We start from the raw sequence: 21,314 nt of genomic DNA, 5'->3' as shown, positions 1-21,314 counted from the left end.
TCAAGCCTCAGTGGTGAGTTGGGCGCTGCGTCAGCAAGTCGTACGGATACGGCAGCGGGCGCGCGCTCGCCTCCTCCAGCTTCGCGGTCTGCTCCGGCGTCAGCTCCCAGCCCACCGCGCCCAGGTTGTCCGTCAACTGCTCGGCCGTACGCGGCCCGATGATCGGCGCGGTGACGGCGGGCCGCTCCAGCAGCCAGCGCAGCGCCACCTGCGACGGCGTACGGCCCGCCTCCGCCGCCACCTCCTCCACCGCGTCCACGACCCGCCAGGTCTCCTCCGTGTCCCGCTCCCGCCAGCCCTCCTTGCCGGACCGCTCCTGGAACGCGGCCTCGCGCGAGTCCGCGGGCACGGACGTCATGCCGCGCCGGTACTTGCCGGTCAGCCAGCCGCCCGAGAGCGGGCTGTACGGAATGACGCCGATGCCCTCGCTCTCGCAGAGCGGCCCCAGCTCCCACTCCGCCTCGCGCCTCAGCAGGTTGTAGAGCGGCTGGAGACAGACGTACGGCTCCCAGCCGCGGTGACGCGCCAGGTCCAGCGAGCGCTGGAGCTGCGAGGCGGAGACATTGCTCGCGCCCAGGTAGCGGACCTTGCCCGCCTTGACCAGGGTGTCGAGCGTGGCGAGGGTCTCCTCGACCGGGGTCGTCGGGTCCCAGAGGTGGGTCTGGTACAGGTCGATGTAGTCCGTGTTGAGGCGGCGCAGGCTCGCCTCCACCGCCGCGAGGATGTGCTTGCGGCTCAGCCCGCCGTCGTTGGGCGCGTCGCCCATCCGGCCCCACACCTTGGTCGCGATGACGAGGTCCTCGCGCCTGCGCCCCTTGAGCCAGCGGCCGAGGATCTCCTCCGACGCGCCGCGCGCGTACATGTCGGCGGTGTCGATGAAGGTGCCGCCCGCCTCGGTGAAGGCGTCGAGGACGCGATGTCCGCCGGCGTCGTCGCCGAAGCTCATCGTGCCGAGACACAGCTCGCTGACACGTAGACCCGTCCTGCCAAGATTCCGTTGCTTCATGACAGCGACAGTAGGAGGTGAAGCGCACTCAAAGACAGGCATTTCAGCCGTCGGCGAGTACGACACAGGACTCCGGCGGCAGGCGCAACAGCCCGTCCGCGCCCGGCGGCCGGACCGGCTCCCAGGCCGCCAGCACCCGCCCAACCCCGCTCCCGCCCAGCGGGATCGCCGCCGGCTCCTTGGCGAGGTTGACCGCGATACGCAGATCCCCGCGCCGGTACGCCAGCCAGCGCGCCCCTTCGTCGTACGCCACGTTCACCGCCGCCAGGTCCGGATCGGTCAGATCCGGCTGCGTGTGCCGCAGGGCGATCAGCGCGCGGTGCCAGGCCAGCAGCCGGGCGTGCGGCTCCCTTTCCCGCTCTGTCCGGTCCAGGCAGGAGCGCTCCCGTGTCAGCGCGGACTGCGGGTCCGGGATGTCGTCCGCCGCCCAGCCGTGCGCCGCGAACTCCCGCCGCCGGCCGTTGCGTACGGCCTCCGCCAGCTCCGGGTCGGTGTGGTCGGTGAAGAACTGCCAGGGCGTACGGGCCCCCCACTCCTCGCCCATGAACAGCATCGGCGTGAAGGGCCCGGTCAGCACCAGCGTGGCGGCGCACGCCAGCAGCCCGGGGGACAGGAGCGCCGAGAGCCGGTCGCCCAGCGCCCGGTTGCCGATCTGGTCGTGGGTCTGGGCATAGCCCAGGAAGCGGTGGGCGGCGGTCGTCGTCAGATCGAGCGGGCGGCCGTGCGTACGGCCCCGGAAGCTCGAATACGTACCGTCGTGGAAGAACCCGTGGGTGAGCGTCCTGGCGACCGCGGCCAGCGGAGCGGCGGCGAAGTCGGCGTAGTAGCCCTGGGACTCGCCGGTCAGGGCGGTGTGCAGGGCATGGTGGAAGTCGTCGTTCCACTGCGCGTGCAGGCCCAGACCGCACATACCGCGCGGGGTCGTCGTCCGCGGGTCGTTCAGATCCGACTCGGCGACCAGGAACAGGGGCCGCTCCAGCTCGCCGGAGAGCGCGTCGACGGCGGCGGACAGCTCCTCCAGGAACGGCAGCGCCCGCGTGTCGGCGAGCGCGTGAACGGCGTCCAGGCGCAGCCCGTCCAGCCGGTAGTCGCGCAGCCAGGCGAGCGCGCTGCCCAGCAGATACGCGCGGACCTCGTCCGAACCGGGAGCGTCGAGGTTGACGGCCGAACCCCAGGGCGTGTGGTGGGTTTCGGTGAAGTACGGGCCGAAGGCGGGCAGATAGTTCCCGGACGGGCCGAGGTGGTTGTGGACCACGTCCAGCACCACCCCCAGGCCATGGCCATGCGCCGTGTCGACAAAGCGCTTGAGCGCCTCCGGCCCGCCGTACGGCTCATGCACGGCCCACAGCGACACACCCTCGTACCCCCAGCCGTGCACACCGGGGAAGGGGCACAGCGGCATCAGCTCGATATGCGTGATCCCCAACTCGGCGAGCTCGCCGAGCCGTCCGGCCGCCGCGTCCAAGGTGCCCTCGCGGGTGTACGTGCCGACGTGGAGCTCGTACACAACCGCGCCCCGCAGCCCGCGCCCCGCCCACTCGTGGGCCCACTGGTACGCGCTCTGGTCGACCACCGCGCTCATGCCGTCCGGGCCCTCGGGCTGGCGGCGCGAGCGCGGATCGGGCAGCACATGCCCGCCGTCCAGCGCGAAGCCGTACCGCGCGCCGTCCGTCGCCTCGGCTTCCGCCCGCCACCAGCCCGGGCGGTCCTCGGCGCGTTCCACGGGTTCCATGGGGTGCTCCACACCCTCCAACCACAGCGTGACCCGGTCATCGGCCTGCGGCGCCCACACCTCGAACAGCACTGGTGGTCCCCTCGTCGTCGGTGAGCCCCCATCCTGGCAAGATCGGGGTCTGGAAGCGGCGTCCTTTGGACCATTAAGGTCACGGGTCATGACGATGCCGCCGCTGCCCGCCTTCCCGCCCGGCTTCCTCTGGGGCGCGTCCGCCTCCGCCTTCCAGACGGAGGGAGCCGCCGACGCGGAAGGCAAGGGACCCTCAGGATGGGACGCCTTCGCCGCCCAGGGACGTATCAAGGACGGCGCCGACGCCTCGCGCGGCACCGGCTTCCACGCGCGCTACCGCGAGGACGTCGCCCTGCTCGCCGGGCTCGGCGCGGACGCCTTCCGCTTCTCGGTCAGCTGGCCGCGTGTTATCCCCGGCGGCAGCGGCCCGGTCAACGCGGCAGGGCTCGACTTCTACGACCGGCTCGTGGACGAACTGTGCGCCCACGGCATCACGCCCGCGCCCACCTTCTACCACTGGGACACCCCGCTCCCGCTGGACGAGGCGGGCGGCTGGCTGAACCGCGACACTGCCGCCCGGTTCGCCGAGTACGCCTCGATCGTCGCCGAGCGGCTCGCCGACCGCGTACCGATGTGGATCACGATCAACGAACCGGCCGAGGTCACCCTGCTCGGCTACGGGCTCGGCGAACACGCGCCCGGCAAGCAGCTCCTCTTCGACGCGCTGCCCGCCGCCCACCATCAGCTGCTCGCGCACGGCCTCGCCGTCCAGGCGCTGCGCGCGGCGGGCGCCGCGAACATCGGCATCGCGCTCTCCCACTCGCCGGTACGGACGGCGGGGACGAGCGACGAGGACCGGTTCGGCGCGGAGCTGTACGACACCCTCACCAACTGGCTGTTCGCCGACCCCATCCTGACGGGTCGCTACCCCGACGAGAACTTCGCCGCGCTGATGCCGGGTCCGGTCGCCGAGGACCTCGCCGTCATCTCCGCGCCGCTCGACTGGTACGGCGTGAACTACTACCAACCCATGCTCGTGGGCGCGCCCGCCGCGGACGCCCTCGGGGAGTTCGCGGGCGCCACCATGCCCGCGGAACTCCCCTTCGGACTGCGGAACATCGAGAGTGAACAGCGCACCGACTTCGACTGGCCGGTCGTTCCCGACGGGCTGCGCGAGCTGCTCGTACTGCTCAAGGAGCGATTCGGGGATCGGCTGCCGCCGGTGTACATCACCGAGAACGGCTGCTCGTACGACGGCCTCGACGACCAGCGACGTATCGAGTTCCTTGACGCTCATCTGCGGTCGCTGCGCGAGGCGATGGAGGCGGGGGTCGATGTGCGCGGCTACTTCACCTGGTCCCTCACCGACAACATCGAGTGGGTGGAGGGCACGTCGCAGCGCTTCGGCCTGGTCCATGTCGACTACGAGACGCTGGAGCGGACGCCGAAGGCGTCGTACGGCTGGTACCGGGACGCGATCGCGGCGCAGCGGATCCGATCGGCGCGGGGGCGTCCGTAGCCGCCCCCGCGCCTGTCTCACCTACGGGGTGAAGTGGATCCGCTCCTCGGTGATCGGGTGCCCGGCCTTGGCGAAGTTCGCCGCCATCGGGAAGTTGCCCTGATCGGTGGCGCCCGCGATGAACTCGGCGCCCTGCTCCACCAGGAAGTGCGTGCACTCGGCGAGCAGGTCGTACGCGTAGCCGTTGCCGCGCTGCTCCGGTACGACGCCGATGAAGCCGACACAGGGACCGGACGGGTTGTGGGCCGGAACGTGAATGCCCACCAGCTCCCCTTCCGGTGTGTACGCCAGCTGCCACCACTCGCGCGGCGACGGGCACCAGTGGAAGAAGTCCAGCTCCTCCTGCGCGGCTTGGTCCACCCCCGACTCGGCGATGGCGCGCAGCGCGTGCGCGTCCAGGGTCACGGAGTGGACGCGGCGCAGTACGTCGAGGATCACGGCGTCGTCGGGCTCAGGCCTGAACTCCAGCCGCCCGGGTCGCTCGGGCAGCCCGCACGACGGCGTCCAGTGGTACCGGTAGCGCTCCACGAGCACCTTCATCCCGGCCGCCGAAGCGGCCCGGATCCTGGCCTCACCGGCCGCGAGGGCCACGGGGTCCGCGCGCCAGCCGGCCGGCAGGATCAGTTCGTACTCGACCTGGAACGGGGAGGTGCGCAGCAGCTCGGCGCCTGCCTCCTCCTCGCCCTCGGCGATGTCGAACCAGTTGAGGTTGACGGGGGTTTCGTCATCGGGCCCGCCCCACCAGGCGGCCCGCGCGACGACCTTGCCGTCGCGCAGAGCGACCCGCTTCCAGTGGGGGCGGTGCGTGGCACGGGCCAGCGCCGTGCCCGTGGAGAGCGGGTCGGGCAGGGAGTGGAAAAGCTGTGCGTCGCTCTCGCTGAGCGCGCGGATGACCAGATCGGTCATGGGAAATGCCTCCGGGAAAGGATGTGCGGTGGCGCGCTCCCGGTCAGACAGTGAACGCCCGGTGGACGGGGCGGGAGCGCGGGAATCGTGTGGTGTGCACTGCTCTCGCCTCCTTCCCTCGGTCACTGGCGTCGCGGCCACGCTAATCGGCTCTCCGCCCACCCGTCCACCGCTTTTCTCTGCCAGGGCAGTTGCTTCTGGACACCCTGGCCCGTCGGCCCGACAATCTCGTATGTGACCTCCTCCTTCGAGTTCCACACGTATCCCGCTCGGCTCTCGGACGTCGAGCGCGACCGTGTGCTCGGTGTGCTCAGGGAGGGGGCGGCTCAGGGCCAGTTGTCGCACGACACCTTCCTGCACCGGATGGAACTCGCCTTGGCCGCCCGCCACTCGGAGGAGCTGCGGGCCCTGACCGCCGACCTCGAAACCGGGGGCGGAGGCCGCCTCTCCCGGCGGCTGTACCGCGCGGTGGGCCGGGTGTCCGCGTTCTCGGTACGGCTGCGCAGAGCCTGGCAGGCCGAGAAGCTCCCCCCGCTGCTGCTGCCGGAACCCGGCCCGTACCCCTTGCGGATCGGCCGCGATCCGGCGAACGGGCTGCGGCTGAGCCATGACACGGTCTCGCGGCTGCACGCGGAGCTGAGCCAGCGGGGTGCGTTGTGGGTCTTGCGCGACCTCGGCTCGACGAACGGCACGACGGTGAATGGGCAGCGGGTGACGGGCGCGGTGGTGGTGCACCACGGGGACATGGTGGGCTTCGGCCGCATGAGCTTCCGCCTCACGGAACGCTGACGTCCCTGGTCGGGGGCGCTGCCCCCGAACCTCCGCGCCTCAAAGGCCGACGGGGCTGGGAAATCCAGCCCGTCCGGCGATTGAGGACCGGGGGTCTGGGGGCAGCGCCCCCAGTTCGGGAAGTGGCGGGTAGGGAAAAGCCCGCCGCAGGCGCCACCCGCACCACCGCAACCCGCACGCGCACCGCACCGCACCCGCACCGCCCCCCTACCCCCCCACCCGCCCCAGCAACGCCACCCCCCGCTCCCCGAACAGCTCCGCCAGCCCTACAGCGCCCCCACCCCCGAATTCCCGCTGCTCCGGAGCGAGCAGATCCACCCACCGCCCCCCCGGCAGCGTCAGCTCCGTCCCCGCCCACCCCCCCGCCCGCTCCAGCCGCAGCGAGAGCCGCGTCACCGCCGTGATCACCTCGCCCGTGCGGCAGAAAGCGAGGCAGTACCCGGCCGCCGGGCCGCTCGCGCGCAGCGGTGTGTACGTGCCCGACGCGCCGAAGACCTCCGGGCGCTCCCGCCGCAGCCGCAGCGCCGCCCTCGTCAGGGCCGTCTTCTCGGTCGGCGGGCACTGCCGGAACGGCTCCCGGTTGTCCGGGTCCACCAGCGCCAGATACTCGCGCTCCGTACCCTGGTAGAGGTCCGGCACCCCCGGCATCGTCAGATGTACCAGCGCCGCCCCCAGCACATTCGCCCGTACGTACGGATCCAGCTCGCGCGCGAAGCGCGCCACCGAGTGCAGCGGCGGACCCGCCGGACCCGCCCCGACGAACGCCGTCACCGCCCGCTCGTACGCCGGGTCCGGCTCCGTCCAGCTGGTGTGCAGCCCCGCCTCCCGTACGTTCTTCAGCAGCGCCGCCTCCAGCCGCGCGGTCTCCGCGGACGGGACGGCGAATCCGACCGCGGTCTGCCAGGCCACCCACGCCAGCTGCGGATCGGGCGCGCGCCCGCCGTCCACCTGGTCGGCCTCCGCCGTGATGCGCCCCAGGAAGTCCGCCCACCGCTCCGGGCACTCGGAGAGCACGGCGATCCTCGCCCGTACATCCGCGCTCCGCTTGGTGTCGTGCGTGGACAGCACCGTCCCCGTTGTCGGCCAGTCGCGCGCCAGCCGCTCGCAGTACGCGTGGAACATCTCCGGGCCGACCGCCGGGCTCCCCGGGTCCCCGCCCACCTCGTTCGCCGAGATCAGCGGCGCGTACCGGTAGAAGGCCGTGTCCTCCACCGACTTGGCGCGCAGCGCGGACGCGGTCTGAGCGAAGCGCGACCGGAACGCCGCCTCATCCGTGCCCTCGGCCGCGCCCTCGCCGAGCCGCCCGAGCGCCAGATCCCGCACCACATCGACCGCCGTGGCCTCCTCGGCGACCGCGAACGCCGTCTTCGCGCTGTCCGCCGCCTCCGCGGGCAGCGCCGTCTCGCCGCCGATGCGGTACGGACGGTAGACGGGGACCCGCACCAGCAGCTCCCGTACCGCCGCGAGCAACGCCCACGGAGCATGGTCACGCAGCGCGAGGTCCGCGGCACACACCCGCGAAGCCAGGCGGGTGAGCACCGCGGTCTCGGCGGCCAGTTCATGGGTGACCACCTTGTACGCTGCGCGGCGCACCGTCGCCTCCCAGTAGCCGCCGCGGTCACCGGCCGGGCGGGCGAACTCCCTGTATTGTCCGGCGAGTTCGGCCTCACCCGTCGGGTCGACGAACAGGCCGTCGATGTGGTGCAGGGCGTCGTAGCCCGTCGTACCGGCGACCGGCCAGCCGGGCGGCAGCCGTTCGTCCCCGGTGAGGATCTTCTCGACGACGATCCAGCACACTCCTCCCGTCGCCTCGGACAGCTGCCCCAGATACGCCTCCGGGTCGGCGAGACCGTCCGGATGGTCCACCCGCAGGCCCTCCACGACCCCGTCCCGAACCAGTTCGAGGATCTTCCCGTGGGTCGCGTCGAAGACCTCGGGGTCCTCGACTCGTACCCCGATCAGGTCCGAAATGGTGAAGAAGCGGCGGTAGTTGAGCTCGGTCCTGGCCAGCCGCCACCAGGCGAGCCGGTACCACTGCGCGTCCAGCAGCTCGGGCAGCGGCAGGTGCGCGGTGGCCGATCGCAGCGGGAAGCGCTGCTCCCCGTAGTGCAGTACGTCCCCCTCGACCCGCAGCGCGCCCAGCTCGTCGCCGATCCGGCCCGCGAGCACCGGCAGCAGGATCTTCCCGCCGCCCGCTGCCCAGTCGATGTCGAACCAGCGGGCGTAGGGGGACGAGGGGCCCTCGCGCAGCACCTCCCACAGGGCCGGGTTGTGGCCCGGCACGGCGGCCATATGGTTCGGGACGATGTCCAGGACCAGCCCGAGCCCGTGGGCGTGTGCCGTACGGGCGAGCCGGCGCAGGCCCTCCTCGCCGCCCAACTCCTCCCGTACGCGGGCGGGGTCCACGACGTCGTAGCCGTGCCTGGACCCGGGGACCGCCTCCAGCACCGGCGAGAGGTGCAGATGCGAGACGCCGAGCTCGGCGAGATACGGGACGGCCTGCTCGGCGGCCCGAAAGGGGAAATCCGGCTGGAGCTGGAGCCGGTAGGTGGCGGTGGGCGTCATGCGAACGTACGTACCCAGTTGGCGGGGTTCCGCGTCACATCCGCCCGCAAATTCAGCCCCGGGAGCGTTCCGGCCCCACGCAGACCAGCCCGGCCCTACGTAGGCCCGGCCCCCCACGCAGGCCAGCCCGGCCCTACGCAGGCCGTCGCAGCACCACCAGGCTCCGCCCCACCAGCCGCACCCGCTCCCCGGCCGCCACTTCCGGGCCCGCCCCCGGCGGCACGCCCTCCTTCCTCGCCGTGTCCACGACCACCTGCCACTGCCGCCCGTGGTTCACCGGCACCGCGAAATCCAGATCCTCCGCGCTCGCGTTGAACATCAGCAGAAATGAGTCGTCGGAGATCCGCTCGCCCCGCCCTCCCGGCTCCGAGATCGCATGGCCGTTCAGGAACACCGACAGGGCCTTGGCGTGCGCCGCCTGCCAGTCCCGCTGGACCATTTCCTCACCCTCCGGGGTGAACCAGGCGATGTCCGACAGCTCGTCGTGCGTCCCCTCCACCGGACGGCCGTGGAAGAAGCGCCGCCGCCGGAATACGGGGTGGTCGCGCCGCAGCCACACCATCGCCCGGGTGAACGCCAGCAGCGTCCCCGTCTCGTCCGCGCCCGGCTCCGGCCAGCGGACCCAGGAGACCTCGTTGTCCTGGCAGTACGCGTTGTTGTTGCCGCCCTGCGTACGGGCGAACTCGTCGCCGTGGCTGAGCATCGGCACGCCCTGCGAGAGCATCAGCGTCGCGATGAAGTTACGCATCTGCCGGTCGCGCAGATCGAGGACCTCGGGGTCGGTGGTCTCGCCCTCGGTCCCGCAGTTCCACGACCGGTTGTGGCTCTCGCCGTCGCGGTTGCCCTCGCCGTTGGCCTCATTGTGCTTGTCGTTGTACGAGACCAGGTCGTGCAGCGTGAAGCCGTCGTGGCAGGTGGTGAAGTTGATGGAGGCGAGCGGGCGGCGCCCGTCGTCCTGGTAGAGATCGGACGAGCCGGTCAGCCGGGACGCGAATTCCGCCAGCGTTCGGGGCTCGCCGCGCCACAGGTCGCGTACCGTATCGCGGTATTTTCCGTTCCACTCGGTCCACAGCGGCGGGAAATTCCCCACCTGGTAGCCGCCCTCGCCGACGTCCCACGGCTCGGCGATCAGCTTCACCTGGCTGACCACCGGGTCCTGCTGGACCAGGTCGAAGAACGACGACAGCCGGTCCACCTCGTGGAACTGGCGGGCCAGTGTCGCCGCCAGATCGAAGCGGAAACCGTCGACGTGCATCTCGGTCACCCAGTACCGCAGCGAGTCCATGATCAGCTGCAGCACATGGGGGCTGCGCATCAGCAGGGAGTTTCCGGTGCCGGTCGTGTCGGTGTGGTAGCGGCGGTCCTCGGAAAGGCGGTAGTACGAGGCGTTGTCCAGCCCCCGGAAGGACAGTGTGGGCCCCAGGTGGTTGCCCTCCGCCGTGTGGTTGTAGACCACATCGAGGATGACCTCGATGCCCGCTTTGTGCAGCGCCCGCACGGCCTGCTTGAACTCCAGGACCTGTTCGCCGCGGTCGCCCCAGGACGCGTAGGTGTTGTGCGGGGCGAAGAAACCGATGGTGTTGTAGCCCCAGTAATTGTTCAGCCCGGCGTCCACCAGCCGATGATCATTAACGAACTGGTGCACCGGCATCAGTTCGAGCGCGGTGACGCCCAGCTCGGTCAGATGGGAGATGACGGCGGGGTGCGCGAGCCCCGCGTACGTACCGCGCAGCTCCGGCGGCAGCTCCGGGTGGAGCATGGTCAGGCCCTTCACATGGGCCTCGTAGATCACCGTGCGGTGGTACTCGGTACGCGGCGGCCGGTCGTCGCCCCAGTCGAAGTACGGATTGACGACGACCGAGGTCATCGTGTGCGGCGCGGAGTCCATGTCATTGCGCGAATCGGGCTTGCCGAAGTGGTAGCCGTAGACCGACTCGTCCCACTCGACGGAGCCGCTGATCGCACGCGCGTACGGATCGAGGAGGAGTTTCGCGGAATTGCAGCGCTGCCCGCGCTCGGGGGCGTACGGGCCGTGGACCCGGAATCCGTACCGCTGGCCCGGCATGATGCCGGGCAGATAGGCGTGCCGTACGAAGGCGTCGGACTCCCGCAGCTCCACCGCGGTCTCCGAGCCGTCGTCGTACAGCAGGCACAACTCAATTCGTCGGGCGGCTTCTGAGTACACCGCGAAGTTCGTGCCGGCGCCATCGTAGGTGGCGCCGAGCGGATACGCCTGTCCCGGCCAGACCTGCATAGATATGACTCTTCCACTTCTGATCCGGGTGCTGGGGGGCACTTGGCCCAGATGTTCCCTGAAAGTATCGCGGGTGGGGCGGCTGACGCCGGTGAGGACGGCGCGTACAACACTTTATTCTCCCTCATAACCGGCAAAGCGGTCCTTCATGGCATGGAGGGTTGGGAAAGGACGTTGTCGATCCGATGCGTCGTGTCGCACAGGCGGAGTAGTCTTCCTTGATCTTTGAAGGGGTAGGGAAGGCGGTACGCGGGTGAGCTCGGGAGGGCTGGAGCTACCCCCCGGTGACGGTGGTCACGAGGGGGAATCCGCCGGCATCCCGCCCGGAGCGGTCTCCCTGGCGCGGCCGATGGAGATCGGGGCGGAACTGGACTGGGACGCGGACGCCTGGAGCGAGGTGCGTACGCGGGCGCAGCGGGCCGGGCGGGCGTACATCTGGCTGAACCTGGTCGAGCAACGGCTGCGGGCGGTGGTCGCCGCGGTGCTGCGCCCCATCTACGAGCCGGTGCACGGCGACGACTGGGTGGTGGCCGCGGCGGGCCCGGCGGGGCAGGAGTGGGTGCAGCGGGCGGTGGCGGTACGGGAGGTCTCGCGCCGCAAGGGCTATCTGCTCGATCCGGCGGACGACAATGTGCTGTCCTTCCTCACGCTGCCGCAGCTGCGCGAGCTCATGGTCCAGCACTGGCCGTGCTTCGAGCCGTACTTCGACGACCGGCGCGAGGTCGAACTGGCACTGGACGAGCTGGAGGTGGCGCGCAATGTCGTCTCCCGCAACCGCGCGCTGAACGAGGCGGTCCTCGCGCAGGCGGAGCGCGCGTCGGCGCGCCTGCTGGAGATACTGGGCAGCGGCGCGGGCGTCCCCTCGGCGGACCGGCTCCCGGTCGACGCGGTCGAGGACCTCGTCGGCGACCGCTACGCGGACGTGGTCTCGGTCCATCCGGACCGGGTCCGCCTGCAGCGCCAGCTCCCCGCCGAAGACCTCTTCGGCGGAGCGCGCCGCGTGGACGCGATCGGCATAGGACTGAACCTGCTGGTTCAGAACTTCTCCGGCCGAAGACTGATCCGGCTGGCCGAATCGGGCTGCCGGGTGCGGCTGCTCTTCCTGAACCCGGCGAGCAGCGCGGTGAAGCGGCGCGAGCGTGAACTGGGCCTGAAGAAGGGGGAGTTGAGCCGTACGGTGGAAATGAACATCCTCCATATGCGCCGCGTCCGCTCCCGCCTGCGGGACCCGGGCGCGTTCGAGATCCACGTCTTCGACGAGACGCCGCGCTTCACGGCGTACCTGGTGGACGGCGACGGCCCGGACGGCCTCGCGGTCATCCAGTCGTACTTGCGGCGGGCGCGGGGGATGGAGGCGCCGGTGCTGGTGTTGCGGGGCGGGCGTGCGGTGGTCACGGCGGGCTATGACGGCGAGAACGGGCTGTTCCAGACGTACCGGGAGGAGTTCGAGTCGGTGTGGGCGGACTCTCGCCCCGTTTCCTGAAGCGCTGATCACATGGCGCTGATCGTCTTTCCGGTGCCGGGTCCGCCGCTCACGACGGCCGGTGTCGGTGATGTCATCGCGCTCTCTCCGGTTCGTCGGTCAGCGGAGCATGCGTACACCGGCCCGTACGGCGTCCCAGTCGGTGGCCGGATCGCGGTCCCGGGCGCGCCGCAGCCAGGCAGCCCGGTCCAGGTGCTCACGGCACAACTGCTCCAGGTCCAGCTCAACACCGGGCACGGCCGCCCGGCCTGACTCTTCCAGCGCTTCCAGCTCGCTGATGCGCTGGTCCATCGCGGCCAGCAGCGCCCGGTCGAATTCGATCACCGCCGCGAGGAACTCGCTCGTCGGCATGGTCACCCGGCCGGTCTGCGGGCCGGCGAACTCGATCGCACCCTCCGGGTCCGGCTGGTGCTCCCAGGCGACGGTCACGGTGTCGTCGTCGCCGACGAGGGTGCGCCAGCAGCGGACGTGCGGAGCGACGCGCAGGTAATCCGTGTACAGGAAGCCCGCGCTGTGCCAGTCCACCGCGGCCTCGGCTTCCGGCGTGTCCACCCAGTTCCAGTCCGGCGACATTTCGGCGGCGACGTCCGCCAAGTCCGGCGGCACTGGCTCCATCGCCCCTGAGACGAGCGCGAGCATGTCTTCCCACAGGCGAACGACGTAGTAGTCCACATAGGGATGGTCCGGTTCCCGGGAGGTGCGCTTGGAGTAGCGCAGCACTTCATGGCCGCCGAGGTCGATGCAGTACCAGCCGTCGGTCAGCCCGAACCAGTGCAGTACGGGACGCTCACCGCCCCAGGCGCCGACCCGGTCCAACGGAGTCAGTCCGAAGCGGAGGCGAATCGCGGGGTCGGTGTGGGTCACCGCCCCAGTGTCCCTGGTCTCTCGTTGTCAGTGGCGCGTGGGAGGGTGAATGCCTGTTGGGGGAACGCACCGCCGCACCATGAAGGAGGGCCACTATGGCTTGGCATCGGGAACCACTGGTCGGCCGGTATCCGGACACCACCGGAACGGGAGCCGAGTGATGGGCTGGATGAGTGGGCCGTTGGTGGCCTTCGACCTGGAAACCACGGGCACCGACGTGGAGACCGACCGTATCGTCACAGCGGCAGTGGTGCGGCTGGAGTCGCACGGGGCCATCTCGGAGGAACGGACCTGGCTGCTCAACCCCGGGGTGGTGATCCCCGAGCAGGCTTCTGCGATTCACGGCATTTCGACGGCCCATGCCCGCGAGCACGGGGCCTCGGCCGCTTCCGCGATCGAGGAGATCGCGCATGCTCTCGCCGGGGTGCTGCGTTCCGGGACGCCATTGGTGGTGATGAACGCCCGGTACGACCTGTCGCTGCTGGAGCGCGAATGCCGGCGGTACGGGGTCCATTCGATAGCCGACCGGCTGGGCACGGTGCTCGCGCCTGTCATCGACCCTCTGGTGCTGGACAAGCATGTGGACAAGTACCGCAGGGGCAAGCGCGCCCTTCACGCGCTGTGCGCCCACTACAGCGTGACGCTGGACGACGCGCACAACGCGAGCGCGGACGCGGTGGCCGCCGCGCGCGTGGTGCGGCGCATGGCAGAGCAGCACGAGCCCATCGGGATGATGCCGTTGGCGGATCTGCATGACCTTCAAGTGCGTGCGGCTGCGGAGCAGTCGGCGTCGCTGCAGCAGTATCTGCGCCGCACGGCGAACCCGACGGCGGTGGTCGAGCCGGACTGGCCGGTCATCCCGAGCAGAGACTGACGAGTTGGTCAGGGCCCTCCGAGCCGTTCACCGGGCTCACCGGGCTCACCGGGCTCACCGGGCTCACCGGGTTCTTCCGGTGCGAGAGCGGGCCGGCGCGGAAATAGGGTGCGTGGTCCATCACGAGCCCACACACTGGGCGGCACGAAGCCGCGCCCCGCGCGCCACCCCCCCAATGCCCGAGGAGCCCGCGCGTGCAGGCAACGATCACCATTACGCCCACCCAGGTACCCGAGTTGCTGCTCGGTCTCGCGACCGTGCGGCCGGTGTTCCTGTGGGGCTCACCCGGGATCGGCAAGTCCTCACTGGTCAAGGCGTTCGCCGAATCACTGGGACTTGAATGCGTCAGCCTGCTCGGCACGCAGCTTGCGCCCGAGGACCTGATCGGCGTACCGCAGATCGTCGACGGACGGTCGCGGTTCTGCCCGCCCGAGGCCATCGCGCGTGACGAACCGTACTGCCTCTTCCTGGATGAGCTGAACGCCGCGACGCCCGACGTGCAGAAGGCGTTCTACTCGCTGATCCTCGACCGCCGGATCGGGAACTACGAACTCCCGCCCGGCAGCATCGTCATCGGCGCGGGCAACCGGGCCACCGACAACGCGCTGGCCCGGCCCATCGCCTCCGCCCTCGTCAACCGCCTGACCCATGTGCACCTGCGGGCCTCCAGCACCGACTGGCTCGTGTGGGCGGCGGAGTCCGGCATCCACCCCTGGGTCGTCGACTACCTCATAGACCGCCCCGACCACCTGTGGTCCAAGCCGCCCAAGACCGAGGAGCCGTTCTCCACCCCGCGCTCCTGGCACATGCTTTCGGACGCCTTGCACTCCTTCGGCGATGACCTGGATGAGACCACCCTCCAGGTCATCGTGCACGGCACGCTCACCCCGGCGCACGCCGTGTCGTTCTGCGGCTACGCCAAGATCGTCCGTCATGTGTACGGACTCGACGCCATCCTCAAGGGCGATGCCTCCTGGCCGCGCCGCGTCGAGGACCGCGACCTGCTCTACTACCTGGCCGACGCCTTCCGGGGCCGCCTCATCAAGGAACTGCCCGCCAACAAGGAGCATGTCTCCTCCGCCGTGCGGCAGACCGCGTTCCGGGCCAAGTCGCTGCTTGTCCAGCTCGCCGAGATCTCCGTCGAGGTCGCGCAGACCGTCATCGCCGACAGCTCTGACGACCAGCCGGTGCTGCCCGCTTGGTTCCTTGTCGAGGCCGCGCGCGACATGCCGCGTCTGGTCGAGGCCCGCCGGTGAGCGGCAATGGCGGCAAAGGAGGCAACGGCAAAGGAGGCAAGGGCCGCGGGAAGGGCGGGCCCGACGCCCGGCTCAAGGAGGCGGCCGCCGCCGCATACGCCGCCGGGCGCGTTCTGCTCTCCCGCAATTCGGCTCTGCACGCGCTGCCCGGCACCCACTGCCGGGACCCCGACTGCACCGACCACCCCCAGCGGGGCCTGGTCACCGTCGACTCCAACGGTGTCCTGCACGCCAATCCGCACCGTAAGGCCGAGCCCGCCGCCTGGGCGTGGGCCCTGGCCCACGCCCTTCTCCACCTGGGCTTCGACCATGTCCCCGCGGTCGCCGACGCAGCGCCCCGCGAGCAGCCCGACGCGTACGAGCTGACAGCCCGCTGCGTCGTCGTCAACCGGTTCCTGGCCACCATGCCGGTGGGCGAGCCCCCCGAGTTCCTGCCGCAAGCCTGGCCGGACGGTGACGAGGAGAAGCTTGCCGCCGGCTGGCGCCGCAGCGGCATCCCGCCCCAGTACGCCAACTGCGGTACGGCGGGCGAAGGCGAGCCCGATCAGCTCCTCAAGCCCTGGACGAACCGCTGGCAGGACCCGCCCGACTGGTCGCACGCCCTCGCCCGCGCCCTCACCCGCAGGGTCTCCGCCGCGATGGACGTGGCGGGCGGTCGCCGCGACGCCCTCACCGGGGAGCGCACGGAGCCGCAGCCCTGGGAGCGCGCCCTCAACTGGTTCGTGTCCTCGTACCCCCTGCTCGGCGGTATCGCGGCCGGTATGACGCTGGTCGCCGACGCCGAACTGGCCCGTGCCCACGACATCTCGATCGCCGCGGTCAGCGCGCGGGCCGGCGAGATCTACATCAATCCCTTGCGCCGCCAGACCGACGAGGAGTGGCGGTTCGTCCTCGCCCACGAGATGCTGCACGCCGCACTGCGCCACGGCGACCGGAACGGCACCCGCGACCCGTTCCTCTTCAACGTCGCAGCCGACTACGTGATCAACGGCTGGCTGCTCGAAATGGGCGTCGGCGACATGCCGGAGGGGCTGCTGTACGACCCGCTGTTCAGCGGCATGTCCGCCGAGGAGGTCTACGACCGGATCACCACCGACCTGCGCCGGGCCCGCCGTCTCGCCACCCTGCGCGGCAAGGGGCGCGGCGACGTGCTGGGCGAACCGCTGTTCCGGCCTGCCGCGCCGGGGGAGTGGACGGACCTGGACGAGTTCTACCGGCGCGGCCTGGTCAACGGCTTCGACCTGCACCGTGGCCGACGAGGCCTGCTCCCCGCCGGTCTGGTCGAGGAGATCCGCGCGCTCAGCCATCCGCCCGTGCCGTGGGACGCCAAGCTGGCCCGCTGGTTCGACGAGTACGTGCCACGCCCCGAGGCCGTACGCAGCTACGCGAGGCCGTCCCGACGGCAGGCGGCAACGCCCGACATCCCACGCGCGGGGCGGCACTTCCCGCCGGACGAAGTGGCCCGCTGTACCTTCGGCGTCGTGCTGGACACGTCGGGTTCGATGGAGCGCGCGATGCTCGGCAAGGCGCTGGGCGCCATCGCCTCGTATGCCACCGCCCGCGACGTGGCGGCGGCGCGCGTGGTGATGTGCGACGCGGCTCCCTTCGACGCGGGTTATCTGCCGGTGACCGAGATCGCCGGCCGGGTCAAGGTCCGGGGACGCGGCGGCACGGTCCTGCAGCCGGGCGTGGACCTGCTCCTGCGGGCGGAGGACTTCCCGCCGACCGCGCCCGTGCTGATCATCACGGACGCGGAGTGCGATGTCCTGCGGGTCCGCAGGGAGCACGCCTACCTGATCCCGCGGGGCGGGAAGCTGCCGTTCACCCCGCGGGGCCCGGTCTTCGCGATGAGCTGACGACGCCGCACGGGTTTCCCCGGGCTCATCAGAACGGATACCAGCGGACCTCCGGCGCGCCGTCCCGCAGGGAGGCCACCCGGCGCCGGAACTCCGCCCGCGCCTTCGGGTTCGTCGGTGCGTGCTGGGCCACCCAGGCGCAGCTCGCCGTTTCGCGGGCGCCCCGCAGGACCGTGCAGCCCTCCCATGCGCGGACGTCCCAGCCGTACGTCTCCGTGAACGATTCGTACGCCCCGGGTGCGAGGCCGTAGCGGTCCTCGGAGAGCGCCATGACCACCAGATCGTGCTCCCGCAGATCCGCGGAGAACGTCTCCAGGTCGACCAGGACCGGTCCTTCCGGGCTCACATGGACGTTCCGGGGGAGCGCGTCGCCGTGGATCGGGCCCGGGGGCAGGTGCGGGGTCAGCGCGGAGGCCGCCTCGGCGAAACCGTCACGGCGCTCGCGCAGATAGTCCGCGTCGGCCGGGTCGATCGCGTTGCCCGCGAGGCTCAGCCAGCGCTCGACGCCCCCGAGCAGTTCGCGCCGCGGGAGGGAGAAGGAAGGGGACGGCAGCGCGTGGATCAGGAGCAGCAGCCGCGCCAGATCCGCCGCTTCCGCCGGGCGTACCGCGTCCGGGAGGCGGTGCCAGAGCGTCACCGGGTGGCCCTCCACCACACGGGCCTTCGGCTCGGCGGGCCGGACCGCGGGGACATCCGCCTCCGCCAGCCAGGCGCCGATGGCCAGTTCACGCTCCGCCCGCGCCAGCAGCACCGGATCCTTGACGTACCGGCCGACCTTGACGATCACCTCGTCCGCCCGGAACACCGCGTTCTCGCCCAGCGCCAGCAGCGCCGCGCCGGAAGGGAGCCCGGCGGCCGTCAGTACGTCGCGTGCGCGTGTCTCGTCCAAGGCGTCTGTGTTCCTGGCGTTCATGGCGTTTCTGGCGTTCCCGGCGTTCATGGGGGCAAAGTCTCGCATCCGTGCAGGTTGGCTTGACGAACCAACGGGCCGTCAGCACGATGACGGGGGCCGCCAGGGCGGCCAGACCAGGATGAGCCGCCCGAAGGGGACCAATATATGACATTAGTGACCGCACCACCGCGGTCCGGTAAGCCGAGTGCGGGAAAGCCGGTGGACCACGGGGCCTGGTTCCTCGTACTGCCCGCCCTCATCCCGATTCTCGTACTCAGCGTCGGACCGCTGCTCTACGGAATCTCGCTCGCCTTCACCGACTCCCAGGCCGGCCGCACCGAGCCCACCGAGTGGATCGGCACGCTGAACTTCCGCGACCTCCTCCACGACACCCTCTTCTGGGACTCTTTCCGGATCGGCCTGCTCTGGGCGGTCGGCGTGACCGTCCCGCAGTTCGCGCTCGCCCTCGGCCTTGCCCTCCTGCTCAACCAGAACCTCCGTTTCCGCTGGCTGGCGCGGGCCCTCGCGATCATTCCCTGGGCCATGCCCGAGGTGGTCGTCGGCATCATGTGGCGGCTCGTCTACAACCCCGACGCGGGCATCCTCAACGAAACCATCCGCGACCTCGGCCTCGGCGACGGCCGGGACTGGCTCACCGGCCTCGCCACCGCCCTGCCCGCCGTGATAGTCGTCGGCATCTGGGCCGGTATGCCGCAGACCACCGTCGCGCTGCTCGCCGGGCTCCAGAACACCCCGCACGAACTCCACGAAGCCGCCGCGCTCGACGGCGCGGGGGCCTGGCGCCGGTTCCGTACCGTCACCTGGCCGGCGCTCAAACCCGTCGCGCTCGCCATCACCGCGCTCAACTTCATCTGGAATTTCAACGCCTTCGCCCTGGTGTACGTGCTCACCAACGGCGGGCCCGGCGGACGCACCCGCCTCCCCATGCTCTTCGCCTACGAAGAGGCCTTCCGCTACGGCCAGTTCGGGTACGCCGCCGCGATGGGCTGCGTCATGGTCGCGGTGATCTCGGTGATGCTCGCCCTCTACCTCGTAGGACGGCTCAAGGGAGGGGACGAGACGTGACGACGCTCCGCACCAGCAGGTCCGGGCGCGCCGGGCAGTACGTCGCGCTCCTCTGCTATCTCGTCTTCCTCGCCTTCCCGTTCCTGTGGCTGATCTCCACCGCCTTCAAGCCGCCACGCGAACTGGGCTCCCTCCACCCCACCTGGATCCCGCGCGATGCGACCCTCGACAACTTCCGGCAGGCCTTCGACGAACAGCCCCTCCTCCAGGCCGCCGCCAACAGCCTGATCGCCGCCCTGTCCGCCGCGCTGATCGCCGTCGTCATCGCGACACCCATGGCGTACGTCATGGCCCGGCATCGCGGCAGGCTCTCCACCGCCGCCACCGGCTGGGTCGTGGTCAGCCAGGCGTTCCCGTTCGTCCTGGTGATCATTCCGCTGTTCCTGATCCTGAAGAACCTGCATCTGATCAACACCCTGTTCGGACTGATCATGGTGTACGTCGTCTGGTCGCTGCCGTTCGCGCTCTGGATGCTCGTGGGGTACGTACGGGCTGTGCCGCCCGAGCTGGAGGAGGCCGCCTCCGTCGACGGCGCGGGCAAGGTACGCACCCTCGTCTCGGTGACCGCGCCGCTGCTCGCCCCCGGCATTGTCGCCACCGCGCTGTTCGCGTTCATCACCGCGTGGAACGAGTTCTTCTTCGCGCTCGTCCTGCTCAAGACCCCGGAGAAGCAGACATTGCCTGTCGTCCTCACCCACTTCCTCGGCGCGGAGGGCGTCGCGGACCTCGGGCCGCTCGCGGCAGCCGCGTTCCTCGCGACGATTCCCTCACTCGTCATCTTCGCGATCATCCAGCGGCGGATCACCGGCGGGATGCTGACCGGGGCGGTGAAGAGCTGATGCGACCACAGAGATTCGCCGCCTCCGCGGCCGTATGCGCGCTGCTGCTGACGGGATGTTCGGACGACGGACAGAACACCGACGGGACGATCAGGCTGCGTTTCCAGTCCCTGGCCTGGCAGAAGGAGTCCGTCGACGCCAACAAGGAACTGGTGAAGGAGTGGAACGCCAGCCACCCCGGCGTCCAGGTCCAGTACGTCCAGGGCAGCTGGGACAGCGTCCACGACCAGCTGCTGACCTCCTTCGAGGGCGGCGAGGCGCCGGACATCATCCACGACGCCTCCGACGACCTCGCCGACTTCGCGTACGGCGGCTACCTCGCGGATCTGAGCGAGCTGCTGCCCGAGCGCCTCAAGGCGGACATCCCGCGGCAGAGCTGGGAGACGGTGACCTTCGACAAGGGGGTCTACGGCGTCCCCTTCCTCCAGGAGCCGCGCGTCCTGATCGCCAACAAGAAGCTCCTCGAATCCTCCGGGGTCCGCGTGCCCACGGCGGCCGAGCCCTGGAGCTGGGAGGAGTTCGGCCAGGTGACCAAGACGCTCACCGAGAAGACGGGGAAGGGGAAGTACGCAGTCGCCTGGCCGCTGAAGGAGCCGGTCTCCGTCACGCTCAACCTCGGGCTCTCCGCGGGTGGGCAGTTGTTCCACCGAGGTGAGGACGGCAAGGTCACGGTCCGGTTCGCGGAAGGCGACGGCGTGGTGCCCGGCACCGTCCACGACCAGGTCAACAGGGACAAGAGCGCTTCCCGTACGACCCTGGGGATGGGCGGCTCGGACACGCTGCCCGGATTCTTCGGCGGCAAGTACGCGATGGTTCCGCTGGGGTTCTCGTACCGGCAGCAGATAGTGCAGCAGGCGCCGAAGGGCTTCGAGTGGACAGTGCTGCCCGCGCCGGCCGGGTCCGAGGGCCTGGCTCAGGGCGTGAGCCCGCAGACGCTGTCCGTCGCGGAGGACAGCCCGTACAAGAAGGAAGCGGCGCAGTTCATCGACTTCATGCTGCAACCGGCGAACATGGTACGGCTGGCGAAGGGCGACTGGATGCTGCCGACGGGTACGGCGGCCCTGGCGGACGCGTCGCTGCACACCGAGAAGGACGGCTGGGCGACGGGCGCGGAGCTGGCGCGGGACCTGCGCTCGGCGCCGGCGCAGTCGGTGCGGGGCTACCCGGAGTGGAAGGACAAGGTGGCGACGCCGGCGCTCCAGGAGTACTACAGCGGCGCGATCGACGCGGCGGAGCTGAAGAAGCGGCTGGTGAAGGACGGCAACCTGGTTCTGGCCCGCTACCAGCGCTGACCCGGCGGGGGTGTGGGGGGGGGGGGGGGGGGGGCCCCCCCCCCCCCCCCCCCCCCCCCCCCCCCCCCCCCCCCCCCCCCCGCCCGCGC

The 21,314-nt window shown here is 70.7% G+C and carries 16 protein-coding genes; 9 read left to right on the top strand and 7 right to left on the bottom strand.

Annotated elements, in window-relative coordinates; translation table 11 throughout:
• Positions 1–7 precede the first annotated feature (7 nt).
• A complete protein-coding gene (locus tag ACIHCQ_RS28630; RefSeq protein ID WP_399668335.1) occupies positions 8–1,006 on the bottom strand; it encodes an aldo/keto reductase in 999 nt (332 codons plus the stop codon).
• A gap of 43 nt (positions 1,007–1,049) precedes the next feature.
• A complete protein-coding gene (gene treZ / locus ACIHCQ_RS28625) occupies positions 1,050–2,810 on the bottom strand; it encodes a malto-oligosyltrehalose trehalohydrolase (RefSeq protein WP_399668332.1) in 1,761 nt (586 codons plus the stop codon).
• A gap of 88 nt (positions 2,811–2,898) precedes the next feature.
• On the opposite strand from treZ, the gene ACIHCQ_RS28620 reads away from it, so the two are divergent.
• Positions 2,899–4,269 (top strand): GH1 family beta-glucosidase, encoded by a 1,371-nt coding sequence (locus ACIHCQ_RS28620; protein WP_399668329.1) that lies wholly within the window; start codon positions 2,899–2,901, stop codon positions 4,267–4,269.
• Positions 4,270–4,290: 21 nt separating this feature from the next.
• Here the strand turns inward: ACIHCQ_RS28620 and ACIHCQ_RS28615 are convergent, their stop codons facing one another.
• Positions 4,291–5,175, bottom strand: a complete 885-nt coding sequence (locus tag ACIHCQ_RS28615; RefSeq protein ID WP_399668324.1) for a GNAT family N-acetyltransferase — start codon at positions 5,173–5,175, stop codon at positions 4,291–4,293.
• A 234-nt stretch (positions 5,176–5,409) separates the two neighbouring features.
• On the opposite strand from ACIHCQ_RS28615, the gene ACIHCQ_RS28610 reads away from it, so the two are divergent.
• Entirely contained in the window at positions 5,410–5,964 is a 555-nt protein-coding gene (locus ACIHCQ_RS28610; protein WP_399668321.1) for an FHA domain-containing protein, read from the top strand.
• Between the two features lie 207 nt (positions 5,965–6,171).
• Here the strand turns inward: ACIHCQ_RS28610 and treY are convergent, their stop codons facing one another.
• A complete protein-coding gene (gene treY, locus ACIHCQ_RS28605) occupies positions 6,172–8,529 on the bottom strand; it encodes a malto-oligosyltrehalose synthase (protein WP_399668318.1) in 2,358 nt (785 codons plus the stop codon).
• Positions 8,530–8,662: 133 nt separating this feature from the next.
• The gene (gene glgX / locus ACIHCQ_RS28600) at positions 8,663–10,783 is read right to left on the bottom strand and encodes a glycogen debranching protein GlgX (RefSeq protein ID WP_399668315.1); all 2,121 of its coding nucleotides are present in this window, start codon (positions 10,781–10,783) and stop codon (positions 8,663–8,665) included.
• Between the two features lie 253 nt (positions 10,784–11,036).
• On the opposite strand from glgX, the gene ACIHCQ_RS28595 reads away from it, so the two are divergent.
• Positions 11,037–12,266, top strand: coding sequence for an SAV2148 family HEPN domain-containing protein (locus tag ACIHCQ_RS28595; RefSeq protein ID WP_399668312.1), 1,230 nt, complete (start codon positions 11,037–11,039; stop codon positions 12,264–12,266).
• Positions 12,267–12,365: 99 nt separating this feature from the next.
• On the opposite strand, the gene ACIHCQ_RS28590 is transcribed toward ACIHCQ_RS28595, so the two are convergent.
• Entirely contained in the window at positions 12,366–13,130 is a 765-nt protein-coding gene (locus tag ACIHCQ_RS28590; RefSeq protein WP_399668309.1) for a DUF5984 family protein, read from the bottom strand.
• Between the two features lie 160 nt (positions 13,131–13,290).
• Here ACIHCQ_RS28590 and ACIHCQ_RS28585 point away from each other — a divergent pair, with 160 nt between their 5' ends.
• The 3 genes from ACIHCQ_RS28585 (at position 13,291) to ACIHCQ_RS28575 (ending at position 17,116) form a co-directional block, all read left to right on the top strand.
• The gene (locus ACIHCQ_RS28585; protein WP_399668306.1) at positions 13,291–14,004 is read left to right on the top strand and encodes a 3'-5' exonuclease; all 714 of its coding nucleotides are present in this window, start codon (positions 13,291–13,293) and stop codon (positions 14,002–14,004) included.
• Positions 14,005–14,198: 194 nt separating this feature from the next.
• Positions 14,199–15,260: an ATP-binding protein gene (locus ACIHCQ_RS28580; protein ID WP_399668303.1), complete on the top strand. Its 1,062-nt coding sequence runs from the start codon at positions 14,199–14,201 to the stop codon at positions 15,258–15,260.
• Complete coding sequence (locus ACIHCQ_RS28575) at positions 15,257–17,116, top strand: hypothetical protein (protein ID WP_399668300.1); 1,860 nt, start codon at positions 15,257–15,259, stop codon at positions 17,114–17,116. The genes ACIHCQ_RS28580 and ACIHCQ_RS28575 overlap by 4 nt, the downstream gene beginning before the upstream one ends.
• 28 nt (positions 17,117–17,144) lie before the next feature.
• Here ACIHCQ_RS28575 and ACIHCQ_RS28570 read toward each other — a convergent pair whose 3' ends face one another.
• Positions 17,145–18,005: a phosphotransferase enzyme family protein gene (locus ACIHCQ_RS28570; protein ID WP_399668713.1), complete on the bottom strand. Its 861-nt coding sequence runs from the start codon at positions 18,003–18,005 to the stop codon at positions 17,145–17,147.
• A gap of 168 nt (positions 18,006–18,173) precedes the next feature.
• On the opposite strand from ACIHCQ_RS28570, the gene ACIHCQ_RS28565 reads away from it, so the two are divergent.
• The 3 genes from ACIHCQ_RS28565 to ACIHCQ_RS28555 are packed head-to-tail and all read left to right on the top strand — an operon-like array spanning position 18,174 to position 21,225.
• A complete protein-coding gene (locus tag ACIHCQ_RS28565; RefSeq protein WP_399668295.1) occupies positions 18,174–19,094 on the top strand; it encodes a carbohydrate ABC transporter permease in 921 nt (306 codons plus the stop codon).
• Positions 19,091–19,933: a carbohydrate ABC transporter permease gene (locus tag ACIHCQ_RS28560; protein ID WP_399668292.1), complete on the top strand. Its 843-nt coding sequence runs from the start codon at positions 19,091–19,093 to the stop codon at positions 19,931–19,933. The genes ACIHCQ_RS28565 and ACIHCQ_RS28560 overlap by 4 nt, the downstream gene beginning before the upstream one ends.
• Positions 19,933–21,225 carry an ABC transporter substrate-binding protein gene (locus ACIHCQ_RS28555; protein ID WP_399668289.1) on the top strand — a complete coding sequence of 431 codons (1,293 nt, stop codon included), beginning with the start codon at positions 19,933–19,935 and terminating at the stop codon, positions 21,223–21,225. The genes ACIHCQ_RS28560 and ACIHCQ_RS28555 overlap by 1 nt, the downstream gene beginning before the upstream one ends.
• The last annotated feature ends 89 nt before the right edge of the window (positions 21,226–21,314 follow it).

Origin of the sequence: Streptomyces sp. NPDC052236 (genome assembly GCF_044548015.1) — a bacterium.
Lineage (GTDB): Bacteria > Actinomycetota > Actinomycetes > Streptomycetales > Streptomycetaceae > Streptomyces.
Note: the sequence above shows the minus strand (reverse complement) of the source record. Positions and strands in the feature narration are given on the sequence as shown.

Excerpts from the sequence above, each read along its gene's own strand:
- ACIHCQ_RS28585 (WP_399668306.1), top strand. The coding sequence starts at position 13,291 with ATGGGCTGGATGAGTGGGCCGTTGGTGGCCTTCGACCTGGAAACCACG.
- ACIHCQ_RS28620 (WP_399668329.1), top strand. The coding sequence starts at position 2,899 with ATGACGATGCCGCCGCTGCCCGCCTTCCCGCCCGGCTTCCTCTGGGGC.
- treY (WP_399668318.1), bottom strand. The coding sequence starts at position 8,529 with ATGACGCCCACCGCCACCTACCGGCTCCAGCTCCAGCCGGATTTCCCC.
- ACIHCQ_RS28555 (WP_399668289.1), top strand. The coding sequence starts at position 19,933 with ATGCGACCACAGAGATTCGCCGCCTCCGCGGCCGTATGCGCGCTGCTG.
- glgX (WP_399668315.1), bottom strand. The coding sequence starts at position 10,783 with ATGCAGGTCTGGCCGGGACAGGCGTATCCGCTCGGCGCCACCTACGAT.
- ACIHCQ_RS28565 (WP_399668295.1), top strand. The coding sequence starts at position 18,174 with ATGACATTAGTGACCGCACCACCGCGGTCCGGTAAGCCGAGTGCGGGA.
- ACIHCQ_RS28615 (WP_399668324.1), bottom strand. The coding sequence starts at position 5,175 with ATGACCGATCTGGTCATCCGCGCGCTCAGCGAGAGCGACGCACAGCTT.
- ACIHCQ_RS28630 (WP_399668335.1), bottom strand. The coding sequence starts at position 1,006 with ATGAAGCAACGGAATCTTGGCAGGACGGGTCTACGTGTCAGCGAGCTG.